Source organism: Achromobacter insolitus, assembly GCF_002209555.1.
GTDB lineage: Bacteria > Pseudomonadota > Gammaproteobacteria > Burkholderiales > Burkholderiaceae_B > Achromobacter > Achromobacter insolitus.
Genome location: NZ_NJIF01000008.1, coordinates 82,201 through 100,273, shown reverse-complemented (window position 1 = coordinate 100,273; position 18,073 = coordinate 82,201). Strand labels below are relative to the sequence as shown.

At 59.5% G+C, this 18,073-nt stretch carries 19 protein-coding genes and 1 tRNA gene; 13 read left to right on the top strand and 7 right to left on the bottom strand.

Annotated elements, in window-relative coordinates; all coding sequences use genetic code 11:
- Window positions 1-38: 38 nt before the first annotated feature.
- Window positions 39-1,526, bottom strand: coding sequence for an exopolyphosphatase (gene ppx, locus CEY08_RS22385; RefSeq protein WP_042794690.1), 1,488 nt, complete (start codon window positions 1,524-1,526; stop codon window positions 39-41).
- A gap of 220 nt (window positions 1,527-1,746) precedes the next feature.
- Between ppx and ppk1 the strand changes: the two genes are divergently transcribed.
- The 7 genes from ppk1 (at window position 1,747) to CEY08_RS22350 (ending at window position 9,581) form a co-directional block, all read left to right on the top strand.
- Complete coding sequence (gene ppk1 / locus CEY08_RS22380; protein WP_076815029.1) at window positions 1,747-3,822, top strand: polyphosphate kinase 1; 2,076 nt, start codon at window positions 1,747-1,749, stop codon at window positions 3,820-3,822.
- A 389-nt stretch (window positions 3,823-4,211) separates the two neighbouring features.
- Window positions 4,212-5,252 (top strand): phosphate ABC transporter substrate-binding protein PstS, encoded by a 1,041-nt coding sequence (gene pstS / locus CEY08_RS22375; RefSeq protein WP_042794687.1) that lies wholly within the window; start codon window positions 4,212-4,214, stop codon window positions 5,250-5,252.
- A 155-nt stretch (window positions 5,253-5,407) separates the two neighbouring features.
- Window positions 5,408-6,424, top strand: coding sequence for a phosphate ABC transporter permease subunit PstC (gene pstC, locus CEY08_RS22370; RefSeq protein WP_042794686.1), 1,017 nt, complete (start codon window positions 5,408-5,410; stop codon window positions 6,422-6,424).
- Window positions 6,425-6,450: 26 nt separating this feature from the next.
- Window positions 6,451-7,305: a phosphate ABC transporter permease PstA gene (pstA, locus tag CEY08_RS22365; RefSeq protein ID WP_076815027.1), complete on the top strand. Its 855-nt coding sequence runs from the start codon at window positions 6,451-6,453 to the stop codon at window positions 7,303-7,305.
- Window positions 7,306-7,353: 48 nt separating this feature from the next.
- Window positions 7,354-8,130, top strand: a complete 777-nt coding sequence (gene pstB, locus CEY08_RS22360) for a phosphate ABC transporter ATP-binding protein PstB (protein WP_042794684.1) — start codon at window positions 7,354-7,356, stop codon at window positions 8,128-8,130.
- 106 nt (window positions 8,131-8,236) lie between these two features.
- Window positions 8,237-8,313: transfer RNA gene (locus CEY08_RS22355), tRNA-Pro, on the top strand.
- A 224-nt stretch (window positions 8,314-8,537) separates the two neighbouring features.
- Window positions 8,538-9,581 carry a hypothetical protein gene (locus CEY08_RS22350; RefSeq protein ID WP_076815025.1) on the top strand — a complete coding sequence of 348 codons (1,044 nt, stop codon included), beginning with the start codon at window positions 8,538-8,540 and terminating at the stop codon, window positions 9,579-9,581.
- Window positions 9,582-9,635: 54 nt separating this feature from the next.
- Here the strand turns inward: CEY08_RS22350 and CEY08_RS22345 are convergent, their stop codons facing one another.
- Window positions 9,636-9,833 carry a helix-turn-helix transcriptional regulator gene (locus CEY08_RS22345; RefSeq protein WP_232033806.1) on the bottom strand — a complete coding sequence of 66 codons (198 nt, stop codon included), beginning with the start codon at window positions 9,831-9,833 and terminating at the stop codon, window positions 9,636-9,638.
- Entirely contained in the window at window positions 9,826-10,218 is a 393-nt protein-coding gene (locus CEY08_RS22340) for a hypothetical protein (protein ID WP_076815022.1), read from the bottom strand. The genes CEY08_RS22345 and CEY08_RS22340 overlap by 8 nt, the downstream gene beginning before the upstream one ends.
- Before the next feature lie 632 nt (window positions 10,219-10,850).
- Here CEY08_RS22340 and CEY08_RS30215 point away from each other — a divergent pair.
- Together CEY08_RS30215 and CEY08_RS22325 are read left to right on the top strand one after the other, a co-directional pair.
- Window positions 10,851-11,072 carry a hypothetical protein gene (locus CEY08_RS30215; protein WP_232033807.1) on the top strand — a complete coding sequence of 74 codons (222 nt, stop codon included), beginning with the start codon at window positions 10,851-10,853 and terminating at the stop codon, window positions 11,070-11,072.
- On the top strand, window positions 11,069-11,368 hold the full coding sequence (locus CEY08_RS22325) for a hypothetical protein (protein ID WP_076815018.1): 300 nt from the start codon (window positions 11,069-11,071) through the stop codon (window positions 11,366-11,368). Before CEY08_RS30215 ends, CEY08_RS22325 begins: the two co-directional genes overlap by 4 nt.
- Before the next feature lie 354 nt (window positions 11,369-11,722).
- Here CEY08_RS22325 and CEY08_RS22320 read toward each other — a convergent pair whose 3' ends face one another.
- Window positions 11,723-11,947 carry a hypothetical protein gene (locus CEY08_RS22320; RefSeq protein WP_076815016.1) on the bottom strand — a complete coding sequence of 75 codons (225 nt, stop codon included), beginning with the start codon at window positions 11,945-11,947 and terminating at the stop codon, window positions 11,723-11,725.
- Between the two features lie 315 nt (window positions 11,948-12,262).
- Window positions 12,263-13,141 carry a putative phage abortive infection protein gene (locus CEY08_RS22315; protein WP_167380345.1) on the bottom strand — a complete coding sequence of 293 codons (879 nt, stop codon included), beginning with the start codon at window positions 13,139-13,141 and terminating at the stop codon, window positions 12,263-12,265.
- A gap of 672 nt (window positions 13,142-13,813) precedes the next feature.
- Here CEY08_RS22315 and CEY08_RS22305 point away from each other — a divergent pair.
- Window positions 13,814-14,221, top strand: coding sequence for a hypothetical protein (locus tag CEY08_RS22305; RefSeq protein ID WP_076815010.1), 408 nt, complete (start codon window positions 13,814-13,816; stop codon window positions 14,219-14,221).
- A 52-nt stretch (window positions 14,222-14,273) separates the two neighbouring features.
- Here CEY08_RS22305 and CEY08_RS29865 read toward each other — a convergent pair whose 3' ends face one another.
- Entirely contained in the window at window positions 14,274-14,720 is a 447-nt protein-coding gene (locus tag CEY08_RS29865; RefSeq protein WP_126389559.1) for a hypothetical protein, read from the bottom strand.
- Between the two features lie 266 nt (window positions 14,721-14,986).
- On the opposite strand from CEY08_RS29865, the gene CEY08_RS22300 reads away from it, so the two are divergent.
- Window positions 14,987-15,814, top strand: coding sequence for a hypothetical protein (locus tag CEY08_RS22300; protein WP_076815009.1), 828 nt, complete (start codon window positions 14,987-14,989; stop codon window positions 15,812-15,814).
- 623 nt (window positions 15,815-16,437) lie between these two features.
- On the opposite strand, the gene CEY08_RS22290 is transcribed toward CEY08_RS22300, so the two are convergent.
- Window positions 16,438-16,974 carry a hypothetical protein gene (locus tag CEY08_RS22290; RefSeq protein WP_232033808.1) on the bottom strand — a complete coding sequence of 179 codons (537 nt, stop codon included), beginning with the start codon at window positions 16,972-16,974 and terminating at the stop codon, window positions 16,438-16,440.
- A 565-nt stretch (window positions 16,975-17,539) separates the two neighbouring features.
- Here CEY08_RS22290 and CEY08_RS22285 point away from each other — a divergent pair.
- A complete protein-coding gene (locus tag CEY08_RS22285; RefSeq protein WP_042794682.1) occupies window positions 17,540-17,746 on the top strand; it encodes a cold-shock protein in 207 nt (68 codons plus the stop codon).
- 37 nt (window positions 17,747-17,783) lie between these two features.
- Window positions 17,784-18,041: a hypothetical protein gene (locus CEY08_RS22280; RefSeq protein ID WP_042794681.1), complete on the top strand. Its 258-nt coding sequence runs from the start codon at window positions 17,784-17,786 to the stop codon at window positions 18,039-18,041.
- Window positions 18,042-18,073 lie beyond the last annotated feature (32 nt).

The window sequence follows — 18,073 nt, the reverse complement described above, 5'->3', positions numbered from 1 at the left end:
GCCGGCCGAGGCGGCTCAAGGGCCGCCCGGCCTGTTGCTCAGAACTCCAGCAGCTCGAACGAAAACCCTACCTTGTTCCACTCGGCTTCTTCCGCGCGCAGCGTGAAGTCGCTCAGGGGATGCTGCGCCAGCCATTCGCGGTTGACCCGCACCACGATGGAGTTGTCGCGCACCGATGCCGTCAGCGGCAGCGGTTCGATTTCGTTGCGGCGGCGGAACAGCAGCACCGCCAGGCGCAGGCTGAGGATGGCCTTCCATTGCGCGCGCGAACGCACCAACGGTTCCAGTTTGGTCAGCTTGCCTTGGTGGCCGAGCGCCAGCAGCGCCAGCAGTTGCTGGTCCGCGCGCGAGAAGCCCGGCATGTCGGCGTTTTCCAGAACGTAGGCGGTGTGCTTGTGATACGCGTTGTGGGCGATGGACAGGCCCACTTCGTGCAGATCGGCCGCCCAGCCCAGCGCGGGACGCAGCTCGGCGCGTTCCGGGCCGTCCGGGAACATTGCGTCGAACAGGGTGAGCGCGGCGTGGCGCACGCGCCGCGCCTGGTTTACATCGACGTGGTAGCGCTTCATGAACTGGCGCACCGATTCGTCGCGCTTGTCATGTTCGTCATCCCGGCCCAGCAGGTCGTACAGCACGCCCAGGCGCAGGGCGCCGTCGCCGGTATGCATGACGTCGATGCCAAGTTCGTCGAACAGCGCGCTCATGATGGCCAGCCCGCCGGGCAGCACGTCCGCGCGTTCGATCTTGATGCCGGGCAATTCGGACGGAATCACGCGGCCCGACCGCACGATGCGGTCTTTCAGCTTGTTCAGGCCGGCGCGCGTGATGCCTCGGTCTGAAAAGCGGCATTCGGTCAGGATCGCAAACAGCGCCTTGGCCGTGCCGGAAGAGCCGTAGGCCTCTTTCCAGCCCATCTTGCGGTACTGCTTGGCGATGACTTCGATCTCGCGACGGGCAGCCAGCTCGGCCTGCTTCATCTGGTGGGCATCCACTACGCCGTCGGAGAAGAACTGGCGGCTATAGCTGACGCAGCCCATGTAGAGCGAGGACATCAGGCCGGGCTCATGACCCTTGCCGATGATGACTTCGGTCGAGCCGCCGCCGATGTCGATGACCAGGCGCTTATTGGGCGAAGGGGGCAGGGTGTGGACCACGCCCGAGAAAATCAGGCGCGCCTCTTCGCGGCCGGCGATGACTTCAATGGGAAAGCCCAGGGCGGCTTCAGCTCGCGGCAGGAAGTCGCGGGTGTTGCGGGCGACGCGGAAAGTGTTGGTGGCGACGGCGCGGACCCGGTTGGGGTGGAAGCTGCGCAGGCGGTCGCCGAAGCGTTCCAGCACGGCGATGGCCCGGTCGATGGCGTCATCGCCCAGCCGTTTTTCGGAATCCAGGCCGGCCGCGAGCCGGACGGTTTCCTTGAGGCGGTCGATCTGATAGATCTGGGGCGTACCGTCCTGCTGAACGATGCGTCCGATGGAGAGGCGGAAGCTGTTGGACCCGAGGTCCACCGCGGCCAGAAGTTGATCCATGCGGCTCGTAATATTGTCTGTGAGAGTGGCCCGATTATAGATACCCCATGTGACAGCGCCCGGCGATGCGATTTTTTTCTTACGGAACAGTGGCTTGCAGCGCGCAATGGCCCTGCTATATGTCCCGGTTTTAGCGTACGCTACGTTTTTGGCGTTGTGTCATGGAACCGTCACTTTTTTGCAGTAAAACTCCACGCTCTCCCTACGTATGGAATCCGGTATGCCTTCACGCCCTCCTGCCGAGCCCTTGCTTCTGAACCGCGAGTTGTCGCTGCTGAAATTCAACGAACGCGTGCTGGCGATGGCGGAGAATCCCAAGACGCCCCTGCTGGAACGCCTGCGCTACGTGTGCATCGTCAGTTCCAACCTGGACGAGTTCTTCGAGATCCGGATTTCCAGCCTGAAGGAGCAGCAGCGCCAGTCGCCGAATCTGGTGGGGCCGGACGGCATGACGCCCGACCAGGCGTTCGACAACGTCCAGCATGCGGTGCACGAGCTCGTCAACCGCCAGTACAACCTCCTCAATGACGAGATCCTGCCGGCCATGCACGCCGAGGGTATCTCGCTGCACCACGCATCTGAATGGAACCCGCAGCAGCAGGAATGGGCTCGCGAGGTCTTCAACCGCGATGTGATGCCGCTGCTGACGCCGATCGGGCTGGATCCGGCGCACCCGTTTCCGCGCGTCTACAACAAGAGCCTGAATTTCATTGTGTCGCTGTCGGGCGCCGACGCCTTCGGTCGCCAGGCTTCGATCGCCGTTGTGCAGGCGCCGCGCGCGTTGCCGCGCCTGATCAAGATGCCGCAGGAGCTGTCGGGCCAACCCGAAGGCTACATCCTGCTGACCTCGCTGCTGCGCGCCTTCGTGGGCGAGCTGTTCCCGGGGCTGGAGATGCTGGGGTGCTACCAGTGGCGGGTCACGCGCAACAGCGACCTGTTCGTGGACGAGGAAGAAGTCACCAACCTGCGCCACGCCTTGCAGGGCGAACTGTCGCAGCGCAACTTCGGCGCCGCGGTGCGGCTGGAGATCGACAAGCTGACGCCGGTCGAACTGGAGCACTTCCTGCAGCGCGAGTTCTCGCTCAAGCCCGAGGACACCTACCGCGTGCCGGGCCCGGTGAACCTGTCGCGCCTGATGCAGCTGTGCAATTCGGATTCGCGGCCGGACCTGCTGTTTCCCGATTACCGCGCGCCCGTGCCGGCGCCGTTCGACCGGGTGGGCGACAAGCCGGTTGAATTGTTCGAGGCCGTGGCCGAGCAGGACCGCTTGCTGCACCATCCCTATCAGTCCTTCCAGCCGGTCATCGATTTCCTGACCGCCGCCGCGCTGGATCCGGACGTCATGGCGATCAAGCAGACCATCTACCGCACCGGCGAGGATTCCGAGCTGATGAAAATCCTGCTTGCCGCCGCGCGCGCCGGCAAGGAAGTCACGGTGGTGGTGGAGCTGATGGCCCGTTTTGACGAACAGACCAACATCAACTGGGCCTCCAAGCTGGAAGAAGTGGGGGCGCACGTGGTGTACGGCGTGGTGGCGCATAAGACGCACGCGAAAATGGCTGTGGTGTTACGCCGCGAGAAAGGGCGCTTGCGCCGCTATGCCCACTTGGGCACCGGCAATTACCACCCGCGCACGGCGCGCCTGTACACGGACTTCGGCCTGCTCACCGCCGATCCGAAGCTGTGCGAAGACATGGACAAGGTATTCGCGCAGCTGACCGGACTGGGCGCGCGCCGTTCCCTCAAGGCGTTGATGCAGTCGCCCTTCACCATGCATGACGGCATGGTGGCGCTGATCCGCGCCGAGGCCCGCGCGGCCAAGGCCGGCAAGCGGTCGCGCATCATGGCCAAGATGAACTCGCTGCTGGAAGAGCAGATCATCGAGGAGCTCTACAAGGCCGGTCAGGCCGGCGTGAAGATCGACCTGATCGTGCGTGGCGTGTGCGCGCTGCGGGCGGGCGTGCCGGGGCTGTCCGAGAACATCCGGGTGCGCTCCATCGTCGGCCGCTTCCTGGAGCACTCGCGCGTCTTCTACTTCTACGCCGAAGGCGAGGAAACCGTTTACCTGTCGTCGGCCGACTGGATGGACCGCAACTTCTTCCGTCGCGTCGAGATCGCGTTCCCGATCTACGACAAGACCTTGAAGAAGCGCGTGATCGACGAAGCCTTCACCTATGCGCTGCGAGACAACCAGTTGGCCTGGCAGCAACAGCCCGACGGCGACTACGCCCGAGTCAAGAGCCGTCGCGAGCCCTTCAACGTGCACCAGTACCTGATGCAGAAGCTGGGCGTGTAACCACGCCCGCTGCCCCCTCGCAGGGCGGCGACCTGAAACGGGGCCGCTGCTTCCGGCCCGCTCCGTTCCTTTTTCCAGGGCGGCATCCGAGCCTAAAGCGTCTCCTGGCCCGCCCTGTCCCTCTTTCACAGCCGAATACGGGGGCAAAGCGCCCCCCAAGTCCATTTCCTGCCGGCATTCGAGCCAAAGCGCCTCGCAAGCGGGGCCGCGCGGATCCGGCGGCGCCGGTCCGCCACCGGCGCCCCCCGGGGGGAGGCGCGTAGCGCCTCGGAGGGGATCATGACTGTCACTATCCTGTCATGTAGGGCTTCTAATATTCGAGGGTCGCTGAAAGACAGGCAGTTTTCCAAGCCTGCCAGACTCCTCCAACGAGCACAGAAGGAACCCAGATGTTCAAACGTGTCTTCAAACAAGTTTCCCTGGGCGTCGCGCTGAGCGCCGCCGTGTTTGCCGTCCAGGCCGCCGACGTGACCGGCGCCGGCGCTTCGTTCCCGTACCCGATCTACGCCAAGTGGGCCTCCGACTACAAGGCCGCCACCAACAGCGCCGTCAACTACCAGTCCATCGGTTCGGGCGGCGGCCAGCAGCAGATCATCGCCAAGACCGTTGACTTCGGCGCCTCGGACGATCCCATGAAGGCAGCCGACCTGGAAAAGAACGGCCTGCTGCAATTCCCGGCCGTCATCGGCGGCACGGTGGCCGTGGTGAATATCGACGGCATCGAACCCGGCAAGCTGAAGCTGTCGGGTAAGGTCCTGGCCGACATCTTCCTGGGCAAGATCAAGAAGTGGGATGACGCCGCCATCAAGGCCCTGAACCCCGACCTCAAGCTGCCGTCGGCCGACATCATCGTCGTGCACCGTTCGGACGGTTCGGGCACCACCTTCGGTTGGACCAACTACCTGTCCAAGGTGTCGCCGGACTGGAAGTCGCAAGTCGGTGAAGGCAAGGCCGTGAAGTGGCCCGTGGGCCAGGGCGGCAAGGGCAACGAAGGCGTCGCCGCCTACGTCGGCCAGCTGAAGAACTCGATCGGCTACGTGGAATACGCCTACGCCAAGCAGAACAAGCTGGCCTGGACGCAGCTGCAGAACAAGGACGGCAAGTTCGTCCAGCCGGAGCAGAAGGCTTTCGCCGCCGCGGCCGCCAACGCCGATTGGAAGAGCGCGCCGGGCATGGGCGTGGTCCTGACCGACGAACCGGGCGCCGATTCGTGGCCCGTCACCGCCGCCACCTTCATCCTGGTCCACAAGTCGCAAGACAAGCCGGCGCAAGGCAAGGCCGTGCTGGAATTCTTCGACTGGGCCTTCAAGAACGGCGCCAAGTCTGCCGAAGCCATGGACTACGTGCCGCTGCCGGAAGCCGTGACCAAGGAAATCCGCGCCGCTTGGGGCGAAGTCAAGTCCGCCGACGGCAAGGCTGTCTGGCAGTAATGGGTTGAGCGTGGGGCGGGCCCGGCAGGGACGCCAGCCTCTCCCGCGCGCAATCATCAGCGGCCGCCGCTGGCGTTCCGGACAAGGAACGATAGTGGCGGCCCGCCGCAAGACCTTCGAAGTTTCTCCCCTGGTTTCCTAAGGAAAGTCCATCCATGAGCGCGGTAATGGATAATAGTGTGCCGCTTTCGCCCAGCGGGGCGGACTCCGTGACTACCGGCACGCCTTCGCCTATGAAGCAAAACAACAACGCGCTGATGGATGCGCTATTCAAGAACCTGACCCGCCTGTTCGCCTTCCTGGTGTTCATTCTGCTGGCGGCTATTCTTGTTTCCCTGATCTACGGCAGCCGAGAATCGCTGGCCAAGTACGGCCTGTCGTTCCTCTGGCTGAATGACTGGGATCCGGTCAATTCGAACTACGGGGCCGTGGTGCCCATCATCGGCACGTTGCTGACCTCGGCCATCGCCCTGATCATCGCCGTGCCGGTGTCCTTCGGCATCGCCATCTTCCTGACCGAACTCTCACCGACCTGGCTGCGCCGTCCGCTGGGCACCGCGGTCGAAATGCTGGCGGCGATTCCGTCCATCATCTATGGCATGTGGGGCCTGTTCGTTTTCGTGCCGGTGTTCCAGCAGTACGTGCAGCCCTTCCTGATCGCCACCCTGGGCAGCCTGCCCGTGATCGGCGGTATCTTCGCCGGTCCGCCCTTCGGTATCGGCATTTTCACGGCAGGCCTGATCCTGTCGATCATGATCATCCCGTTCATCGCCGCCGTCATGCGCGACGTGTTCGAGCTGGTGCCGGCGATGCTCAAGGAGTCGGCCTACGGCCTGGGAAGCACGACCTGGGAAGTGATGTGGCGCGTGGTGCTGCCCTACACCAAGTCGGGCGTCATCGGCGGCATCATGCTGGGCCTGGGCCGCGCCCTGGGCGAAACCATGGCCGTCACCTTCGTCATCGGCAATGCGTTCAAGTGGTCCGGCTCGCTGTTCTCGCCGGGCAACTCGATCGCCTCCGCGCTGGCCAATGAATTCAATGAAGCGGGCGGCATACAGAAGTCGGCGCTGCTGGAGCTGGGCTTGATCCTGTTCCTGATCACGACCATCGTGCTCGCCCTGGCCAAGATGCTGCTGGTCCGCCTGTCCGCCAGCGAAGGCAAGAAAACCTGACGCGCCGCGAGCACAAGGAAAAGATCATGGCTGTATCCGTACTCAATATGCAGAACGGCACCTATCGCCGGCGCCGCGTCATCAATCGCGTCATGCTGACCGTGTCGCTGGGCACGCTGTTGTTCGGCTTGTTCTGGCTGTTCTGGATCATTCTGACGCTGCTGCTCAAGGGCGCGCCGGCGTTGTCGTACACGCTCTTCACCGAGATCACGCCGCCGCCGGGGCAGACCGGCGGCCTGATCAACGCCATCTTCGGCAGTGTGATGATGGCCGGCGTGGGCACGCTGATCGGCACCCCCGTGGGCATTCTTGCTGGCACCTACCTGGCCGAATATGGCCAGCGCGGCTGGCTGGCGCCCGCCACGCGCTTCCTGAACGACGTGCTGTTGTCGGCGCCGTCGATCATCATCGGCTTGTTCATCTACGCCGTGTACGTGGCCCAGGTGGGGCATTACTCGGGTTGGGCCGGCGCCATCGCGCTGTCCATCCTGGTGATACCGGTCGTGGTGCGTACCACCGACAACATGCTGCTGCTGGTGCCCAATAGTCTGCGCGAGGCCGCTGCCGCGCTGGGTTGCCCCAAGTGGCGCATGATCACCATGGTGTGCTATCGCGCAGCGAAGACCGGCATCATCACCGGCGTGCTGCTGGCCATCGCCCGGATCTCCGGCGAAACTGCGCCGCTGCTGTTCACGGCGCTGTCGAACCAGTTCATGTCCTGGAACATGAACGGCCCGATGGCCAACCTGCCAGTCGTGATCTACCAGTACGCCGCCAGCCCCTTCAAGGACTGGAACAACCTGGCATGGGCCGGCGCCACGCTGATTACGCTGCTGGTGCTGGGCATCAACATCATCGCCCGCAACATGTTCCGCAAGTAAAGATCGCTTTGCCGGCGCGCAGGGCGCGCCGCAGCCTAGGGAAACCAAATGGAAAACACCGCTACCGCCGTCAAGAACAAGATCGAGGTCAAGAACCTGAACTTCTACTACGGCAAGTTCCACGCGATCCGCAATGTGAACATGTCGATCCAGGAGAAGAAGGTCACGGCCTTCATCGGCCCGTCGGGCTGCGGCAAGTCGACGCTGCTGCGCACTTTCAACCGCATGTTCGAGCTGTACCCCGGCCAGCGCGCCGAGGGTGAGATCATCCTGGACGGCGAAAACCTGCTGACGGCCAAGACCGACATTTCGCTGATCCGCGCCAAGGTCGGCATGGTGTTCCAGAAGCCCACGCCGTTTCCCATGAGCATCTACGACAACATCGCCTTCGGCGTGCGCCTGTTCGAGCGCCTGTCCAAGGGCGAAATGGACGAGCGCGTGGAATGGGCCCTGAGCAAGGCCGCCCTGTGGAACGAAGTCAAGGACAAGCTGCACCAGAGCGGCAACAGTCTATCGGGCGGCCAGCAGCAGCGTCTGTGCATCGCGCGAGGCGTGGCCATCAAGCCGGAAGTGTTGCTGCTGGACGAGCCGTGCTCGGCCCTCGATCCGATCTCGACCGCCAAGATCGAAGAACTGATCGCGGAACTGAAGAACGACTACACCGTCGTCATCGTGACGCACAACATGCAGCAGGCCGCGCGCTGCTCGGACTTCACCGCCTATATGTACCTGGGCGAACTGATGGAATTCGGCCAGACCGACCAGATCTTCGTGAAGCCCGCGCGCAAGGAAACGGAAGACTACATCACGGGCCGTTTCGGCTGATCGCCGGAATTCTGCCGTCCGTCAGAGGGCGCATGACGCGCGGGAAGCGTCAGTTGCAGGCTGGCCATAGGCTGCGCGCCCGGTATCTGGTATAGTTGCCACCCTTCGGGGCGTAGCGCAGCCTGGTAGCGCATCTGCTTTGGGAGCAGAGGGTCGTGAGTTCGAATCCCACCGCCCCGACCAATAAAATCAAGGCCGTTAGTGATAGTGTTCACTAACGGCCTTTGTCTTATCCGACGTGATGGGGCAACTTATGGGGCAACCGAAAGAAAAGCCCTGGAAGGTGCGAAAGAATTATCTTGATACACTGACCGCGCAATTCCCGGACCCAGCAGGCTACTGAACGCAATTCGGCCACGGCAACGGTCAGAGAATCCCCCGCAAAAAAAATTCGAGACGAGGCGCGTGTGGTCAGCAAGAAGAAGAACAGTTCGGCGAAAGATCTCCAGGCGGGTGGTGGTGACGTCCGCCCGGCAAAAGTCATCAGATCTGAGAAAGACGCCCTAGATGTGCTGAGCGATCTGACCAATAAACCGGGTGAGCTGACCTTCCAAATCAAGTTCGAAGGTTGGCCGGTGCTAACAACGAACCTAAAGGGCGATAAGTTTGACAGCAGCATCACAAGTAGTGTGATGACGGGGTATCTGGCCCTGCAACAGGAACTGAACCGTAGCTATACGATCGTGAAGTTCGGCGAGGAGCGGCAGCCCAACTTGAGTCGCGAAGAACGCGATGAACTGGAGCTTGAGGTACATGTAGGTAAGGGATCGTCTGATCTCATTACGGTAAATACTCCAAAGATTTTTGACGCAATTGCCACTACATTGACCAACATGACTTCAACCCATAGCGCTGCTGTGCTGATAGTGTTGGCACTGTCCTATTTCGGGACAAGTGCGGTTAAGGCATGGCTGAACAACCGCAAAGAAGTTCGTCTAAAAGAACTTGAGAAGGATGAGGATAGCGCTGCTCGCGACATGACCGTTTCGATGTCGAAAGAGGAAACGCGGCGGATGGAGCTACTCAGCGGCATCATTTCCGGCAATCCGGCACTGGCTCAAGTCTCGCAGAATGCACAGGCTGCGCACGACGAATTTTTGAAGGCCGCGAAGTCTGCCGATGTGGCGACCATCCAAGGCGTGGAGGTGCCGGGTGAGTTCATTCGCGAGATAAATAGCGCTCGGCGTCGGGAATTCTCTTTGCGTACTTTCAAGAAGAAAGCGAGAGTCCTGCGTGTCGATACCGCGAACAGCGCAAAGTACAAGGTAACTATTTTGCTATCCGATACCCAGCAGCAGATAACGTGTCCGCTGCAGGATGACACCTTAGACGCACGGTACAAATCTAAGATCTCCAATGCGCTTAATTCCCGCAAAACAGTCACGCTTCATTTGGAAGCCCGGGTTCACGGAAACCTGCTTAGGGACGTGAAAATTTTGGGTATCAGTTAGACTGCTCTTGATGTAAAAAGGCCGCCAGAATCTCTGGCGGCTTTGCAATTGAATCTAGCTCGATCTTGATTTTTGGATCTTTCCCATCACCCAACAATCAATCTCAGACGCGATCCAAAGCGAGGTTCGACCATTCTTGATGCACTTCGGGAATTCGCCAATCTTGATCTGCTCATAGATCTTGGTCTTTCCCATGCCTACGCGTGCCTTCACCGCCGGCAGGGGGAGCAGGCATTCTCCTTGTTCACGCATTGGCATCTCCAGGTGCGTCGGCGAAGAGCGCTTCCAAGCTGTTCCGTGCGGCACGCGCCGCGGCGGGGTCTCGTCGGCCAGGTGGTCGGTTGCCTCTGGGGCCGGAGGCCGCTTGGGCTGGGGTGGCCGGAACGTCGCTACCTTCGAGAGGGCTTGCCGCTGCTACGACGCGCTGGGCATCGTCCATAGCAGCATTCCACCCGCGCACGTACACACGGATCTCGGCGTCGACATGCTTCGGCAGCAGAAGGCTCCACACCACGTCGTCCTGCCTGGTTAGCTGGTTGCGTTTGGTGTGGGCACCGCAGCCAGGCCACTGGCGCTCAAGCTCTTGCACCAGAAGCGCTCGGCGCCTTTGGTTGAGAAGTTCGATGATGGTGGTCATGTGGATCTCTCCGTGGCGGGGGCTCGTCCTGCGGTAGACAGCAGGACACGCGCCGCCGAGGCGCCGGCCTTTAGTTGGGCATCCGCGGAAAGGTCAAACCGAGGACAAGGCGCCAGGCAAGCTGGATGTGGCTGGCAGCGGCCATATCACCAACGGCGCCGACAACGTGTTCGTGGTCTGGTCTGCGCGGAAGGAAGCGGGCTTCGAAGATGAAAAACCAGACGCCAGCTTGGAGCTCGTCAAAGACCGCAATGGCGAGGCGGGACACCGCAAGATCTATCTGTTTTTTTGTCGTGAGGCCCAACAATTCACGCCCGACAACAACCGTCGGGGCGCTCGTACCTCGAATTCAGCACACAACGGGAAGCTGCCTAATGAGCATACTGCCCATTTCTCAGGCTCCGTCTGCGGCCTTGGAGGCCACAGCGCGCCGCATCGTCAAGCAGTCAGGAGCGGATCGGAAAACAGACGGGCTTCCACGTTGGGTGGACGACGAAATCCATAACTGGGCTCGCTCGCAGTGGGAAGGAGACTGGCCCGGGCCCGGGCGTGAGGTCCCTGACGAGCCTGCGGTTTGCGCGTTCCCGCCGGAGCCAGGTCATGCAAATGACGAGGAGCTGCCTCGAATACCCGTGAACCATGAGCGTGCACGCCAGGTTCATCGTCTCTACGAGGCGCTGCCCCTCGTTGAACAGCGCGTGATCCAGGCGGAATACACGCGGCGTGCCGAGTACGGCGACCTGCCAGCACACTTGCGCCAGGACAAGGCGTGCCGTGTGATCGGCATCGCGCTGCCTTACTACAAGCTCGCGCTCGGCAGTTTCAAGCAGCAGGTATGGAGGAAGTTCGAATGAAGTACGCGCACGAAGTGATCGACCTGATGGCGGCCTTTCTAGATCGCCGGTTCAAGATGCGGCAGATCATCAACCACGTGGCGCCGAGAGCTGACCAGCGCCAACGCGCCGTGGTTCGTACCGGTGTGTGGCGCGTGCTTGTCGCCTTGGAGGAATCTGGTCAAATCGCAAGTACCGGCGATGAGGTAGAAAGCCGCGTCCACGTCGAATACTGGTGGTCAACCACAACATCGGCTTCTGGAAAAGCATTTCAGGAACCATCACAATACGTGCGGGCACTTGCGCCTTGGAAATAGGATAGCCGCCAAGTTCAAATTGGTGCTTGCATTTTGGCGAAATTCTTCATTCCACGCCCCATTCCCATAGATCATTGTCGTTGATATACGAGATCGCTAGGTCAGTTATTCCACCTTTTTCATCGAGTAGATCCTTCGACACGAGATAGGTGCGTGGCTTTCTCAGAGCGGGGTTAGAGATTAAAAATGCGGTGTACCTATCTCCTGTCTCGATGAAGGCCAAGTGTTCGCTACTCAGCGGGAAATTAAATTGCTGACCATGGCAATTGCCGCCAATAAGCCGTGCGTTTCCGGTTGGCATATCTACCCCTTGGATGTAAGCCAGATTGTGGACGAGAGGGAGGAACGGTTAGGCTATTCATCAGAAGTGGGCTGGGGCACCCACGAGATCGTTAGCTTTGGCTTCCCTTGAAGATCAATTTCCACGTCGTAAGCGTTCTCTAACCCTCGAAGATGCTCAGCAACGGTCTCCATCATTGACTGCCACTTGGCTGGCACGTAATAGGTCGTGACGCCGCTTTGGTATACATCTTTGATATCAAGGAAAACAGACTTCAAAAATTCTTCAGACTCATTCATATTGGATTCCGTTGGGTAGCGAATTGCAGATGGTGATGGGTATTGCATTCAGCAGAGTCTATACGAAATGTATCGTACGTGCCTCGTGTCAAAGTTCATGGGTCAGCCTCCGAAAATATCGATCGAAGATGCTTCCCGTAATGCCTATTTGTTTTCAGACGATTGGCGACTGGTCAGCACCGCTAACGGGTAACGCCGAGCAAAGGGCTGTCAGTCGCCAGCCGTGTGGGAACAGCCGCAGTCTGACGCAAAGGCTGGACAAGAAAATAATTAATCCGCGCCGGGTCTTGTGTTTAGTTGAGTCTATGTAGTTTCCTATGTGTCGACTGTAGTGCGGGCTGGTCCGGAAATCGGTTCCACCCCAACCGATTCGAGAAGTGTCTTCCTCGCTAGGTCAGAATCGAAGCTCGCTCGTTCGAAGGGGTGGAGGTCTAGGTGGATCGCCAGTTTGATGCGATTGTGGCCAACGAGCGGCAAATTATCCAACAGTGCATAACGATGGACGTATTCGTTGAACTTTCTTCCCTCAGGTAGAAACCCATTGAAAAAGATAGCTCGTAGTTCTGGGCCCGAAAGCCGAGCTCGTAAGATCGACACAGCATCCCACTTTTCAGCCCAACTGACGTTCGGATGCGAATCTATCCACCTCAGCAAGGAATAGAGCGTTCTAACAAGCGCGCCTAGCTGAGGCTCGTTCGCCGAGCATACGCGCTTCCACCGATCTGCGGCCTCGATCTTTTGCTCAGATCTAAGTCTGTCTTGCTCCGCGTTGCTGGCAGCTTGATACTGTTCTATCAAAGTCGTAGTCTGAAAGTTATTGAGTGCGCAGCCTCGAATGATCGCGTCAAGCGCAACTACACCTCCCGTGCGAGGGTCATCCTCAGTGCCGGCGCCGTGCTGCAACTCTGCAATCAATTCTCGGTAGCTGCTCGTCCAGCCGAAGAATGATTGGTCGAAGGCTTGCTTGGCAAGCTGCCTGCGCTGCTCCTCCAACTCATCCTGTTGCGAGCGTAATGTGAGTACGAGTAGCACGATTGTCACGAGGCCTGCGATGGGATTGACAATTCCTCCCAGAAAGTCGCCAAACGTGCCCCAATCTCCGGTTTCTGGAGAAAGCGACCGGCCATGAAACTTATAGATGAATAGCCCTATGGCAATTGTCGCCACCGTCGCGGGGAATGCGAGAAATAGCATGATCAATCGGCGAGTTTTCACAACTTTAGTTCGATGCCGCTGGGATGTGGGATGCATTTTTTACTTGTAAGCAATTGACACTGAAGGAATATATTCAATATGGCGCTGGCAGACAAACAGCGCCGCTTCGTGGATGAGTACCTCGTTGATCGAAGCGCCATGCTAGCGAGGCGGCAATGCACGACTTACTGGTGTTTCTTGCATACGTTGCGGCAAGTGCAGTGTGCGCGTCGCTCACTGTGTGTGCGCTGGCATATCCGATAGTGAAAGCTATCAGACTCTGGCGCAGTTACTGAAAGACTATCAAGGATTATCAATATGGCACGAGGCGAGCGCGCCCCGGAGCCGGTCGTAAACCCGGCATTCCGAATCGGGCGACGGCAGATATTAAGAGCTTGGCGCAGAGTCATGGCCCGGACGCAATAGCGCGCCTGGTGGCGATCTTCCAGAGCGCTGAAACTCCGCCCGCTGCCCACGTCGCAGCAATCAAGGAATTGCTGGATCGTGGGTTTGGCAAAGCAGCGCAGCCCATCAGTGGGTCGCCGGATTTGCCCCCAATCCAGATCAACGCGTCAGAGTTGACTGATGACCAGCTCGCCGCTATCGCCGCAACAGGCGGCCGCTGAGCTGCTAGCGCGGCGTAAAGCGCGGGAAAGCCTACTGGAGTTTACGATGTACACGTTACCCAGCTATCGGTCGGCTCCGCACCACGCGGAGATAGCCCGGGCGTTGGAGGCTGTCGAGCGTGGCGACATCAAACGCCTGAGGATATGCATGCCCCCGCGACACGGCAAGTCGGAGCTGGCGTCAAAGCGATTCCCGGCGTGGTATTTGTGGCGGAAACCGAATCGAAATTGGTTCGGGCTGAGCGTGATCGTGATGCCGCTTTTGCTCGCGTTGACCGGCTGCGCAAGCAGCTCGACCTCCGGGACGCCGCGGCACCCGACGCCAGCAGCGGATCTGATGGCGCCGGCCCCGACTGTATCGGTCTATTTGGAGAGTGTGTCGGCCGAGCTCAAAGCCTTGGACGCCGACTTGGCTCGGTGGGAAAAGACGCTGCAGGATGGGCTGACCAAGTGAACGGTCTTCAGGGCTACATCAGGAGCATCCGCCCCGACCCGTACTAGCTGGCTTATTTGCTTGGTGTGAGACTTCCGATGTTGTATCCACTCACTTGTGACAGCCGGCCTCGCCATAGCACGCCATGACCAGGGATGTGCTGACCCGAGGCATTCCAGTACCGCGCATCTTCCAAATGAATATATTCCGGCGGGGCTGGAGGAATTTCTGAGGTATCGTCCTCTTTATAGATGTTGGCGTACTTCTTGAAATGCGCCTCGGCCTCTTCTGCCGGAATTCTGGTGCTTCCACTTCTGAATGCAGAGGCCATCAATTCAGCATACTTCTCAAAGAACAGATCACCTGGTATCGCGACACCGCTGACAATTAACCCATTGACTTGGAGGGTAATAGAAGCGCTAATTCCAAGGCGATTAATCTGGTCCACCCACTCCTGCAACAACCAATCCGCAGAACTTGTAGTCGTCGTAGCGGCTACGGGTTTTTCGTTTTCTGACATGGATCTCTCAAAAGTTATTGACATGCTGCACTCCCCATGAGCGAGCAAGTCTTTCGATTCTAGCGATTTGTTACTTGCCTTTCTATCTAGCCAAATTTTCGCGGCGCCATCCCTTTTCGCAGCTTGCGCGGCGATTCCAGCCTCTGGGCCGCCATCTGGTTGCGCTTCTCGTCTGAAGCACTTGGTGGTATTGAGTTGACGCCCGGGGGGATTCTGGCAGCCTAAGACCCAGTACACTCTGGCGTCGCCAATCACTAAGCCGAGTCATGTTCCGCTTCGTTACTGCTGCATTTGGGGAGCCCTATTTCCTGTCGATCCGCGGGCTGTTGCGGAGCTTTGCGCAGTTCGCGCCCGAGGAGAAGGTCATTGTCTTTACGGATATGGCAAGCCGGCTATCTGGCGCGGAGATCGTGCCGGTCGACTATTCGGAGCTCGTGTCGGACCTGGATCCGTTTTACCAGCAGACGAATGGACAGTTTCGAAACGTCAGTCGGTATGTTCTCCTGAAGAGGGCTCAGGAAATGTACCCGGATGACGATCTATGCTGGATCGACGCGGATATGCTGGTTCTTCGGCCGTTGTCGGAGCATTTCTTGCCCGGTCACGTCAACGTCATGGCGCACGGGCGGCGCGACGACCAAGTACTGGATTGTGGTGGAGGGCTGACTGTTCCCGGGACCCGTTACGCCATCGGTGGGATGAACTCTTTCCCGCCGGGTCAGGCCATTGATTACTTACTTCAGACCGTGAGAGAGCTTCCCACATGGCCCGACGAAGGCGGCCCTAACCGCAGTATGTCGTCGCAACTGGTTCTTAACCATCTTGTCGCCCGGTCCGGGTTGCCCGTGAACTGGCTGACGGACGATAGGCGCTACATCTTTAATCTGGAAATTGGCGAAGCCTGGCATCCCGTTGTTGGGGATGCGGGCTTGGCCAAGCTCAAGTTCGAAGGTAAGGCGCTTGTGCGCGACGATCGAGAAGTGGCAGTGTTTTGTTGGATCAAGTCAAAACTCGACGCGCACGTGAAGAAGAAATTTTCTACCTTTCAGCCCGACGTGGCCCAGTTCATGAGGCAAATGTATCTCGCTCCCTAAGCCGCGTCGACTGGCTGTGGAATGTATGCTCCGCCCGAGCCGGGCGGCGGCATCACGACCGCTCGACCCAGTGCATCCACCATCCCTGGTAGTACCGCCGCACGCCTATTTCTTCGAAGCCGCACACTCTCATGTCACGTCGGACGAAAAGGTGAGTAACTGCGGGTCGAACACGTTCGGGAAAATGGTAGGGCTGTTGGCTGCAGGCGCGACCGCTGTCTTTAGGGGGGCATTTGTTGCTATCCTGGGGCAGGACGAGGAGGGTGTCTCCGCCGACTCTCTCGTGGTGACCAACATTACTGTGTAGCCCTCCGTCTCTCTGTAAGAGATCTCTTGAGTATTCGGACTGGAGGCTGACCGCATTTTTATCGCGAGCTCCGGTGGCTTTACGCAAAGCCGCGTGAGTGTGCTTTGTAACCACGAGACACCTGCTCGCAGGCAGGGCGGCGTCGGCATGGCCATCAAGCTTGACGAGGGTAACGGTCGCCCGCAGCTCGATGTGTCGCTTTCACCAGGGCTGGGCAACTCAGTCGCGTTTGACCTCACGCCCATTCGGTATGAGTTCCTTGGAGACAGCCAGCGCCGCGCTGTCCTTGCCGCCAGAAATACCCAGAACGTGCCGCTCAGTCATTGGCTGCCTCCTTGTCGATGGATGCTAGCTTCATGCCGGCTTTGGCCAGGATTGCCAGCATAACTTCTGTCTCCAAACCTTGGCCCTCTAGCATCAAGGCGACCTCCTCAGCTTTAGCTTCTACAGCCTTGCGATGGCGATCGGAGATGGAAAACGAGCGCGAAATCGTTTTCGTGTCTGAGCCCGTGCCGATGATGACGGCAATGGCCTCGCTGTGAGCCTTACGCCCCTGCACTGCGACGAATGCTTCGGATTCACGAAAGTTGCGGGCGAGTTTGGTCAGTTCCAAAAGCGCCGCGTCGATGTGTCGATCCACCCAGTCGCGAGGCGGTCGCTCGGCTGCCAGGCTTAGGATGCCTTCCAGGGATGCCTGCGATCCGTCGAAATTGGCCAAGCGTGTCGCGAAGCCATCCATCTGGAAATCGCCTGAGATGCCGGAGACGGCCGTCGCCCTCTCGCGCAAGGTCTCTAGTTCGTCCCGGCTCGAGTCGAGGGCGGCGAGGATCTTCGATTCAACTTCGCTGAGCATCTTGTCGTAAGCGCCAGCGAGTTCTTGCAGCGGCGCGCGCAGAGCCTTTATGTATGCAGTGCCATCCTTGCAGGCATCTCGAAGCTCCTAGCCGAAATCGGCGAAAGCGCAGGAACAGCCGACCCGCTCGAGGCCGCTTGTGGCCTGGTGGCTATGGTGTTCAATTTACCTGAATGGGTTCGTCGCACTTCACGGCTTAGGCTTACCGACTTCGACATCGACGAATGACGCTATTGCTCGAGACGCTGTCACGGTTGACCAGCTCACTCCACACCGGTGGCGAATCTTCGAACAGCTTCTCGGCGAGGCTGAGACCGTTACACAATGACGCGCGTTGTGTTCCGTTCGCCTGGCCGCCGCGGCCGCGTGTCTCGGGCTTGCCGTCAAAGGTGCTAATTGGAAACGTCGATTGACTTTCAGATCACGCGCGCCCATAGTGGGTTAGCGGCTTTTCGAGCATCGCGATTTTCGTCCGGTTTTGCGCCTTCCTGGTGCTTCATTGTTCGCAGTCCTTTCCTTGACTAGCTCCCTTTCGGGCAATGCCCGCTATTCAAGGAGTAAACGCATGGAAACCGGAATTGTTAAGTGGTTCAACGACGCCAAGGGCTTTGGATTCATCATGCCCGAGAACGGCGGCAAAGACCTGTTCGCCCATTTCTCTGAAATCGTCAGCGGCGACGGCCACAAGGTCCTGGTCGAAAACCAACGTGTCAGCTATGTCACGGCGCAAGGGGCCAAAGGTCCGCAGGCGACGCAGATTCGCGCCCTGTGAATAGAGCGCCCGCATGGGCGCACGGACAGGAGGGCTCATGTTCCATAACAACATGGTCTACAAGGGCTATCGGCTGACGGCCAATGTCTCCCGCATATCCGTCGGAGGCAGTGGTCGACCCGCTTTTACCGCGACGGTCGCATTGGACGCGGTGGCGGATCAGTTCGAGTCGAATGAACCGCAAGCCGTGCCATTTTTTGCTTCAGGCGGGTTTGTTGCCAGTCCGGTGATGGCGGTAGATGCCGCCATCCATCATGGGCGTTGCCTGGTCGATGCCCATCGGCGGTCTACCTGAGTAACGGGCGCCGCCCGCGCGGCGGGCTGCTG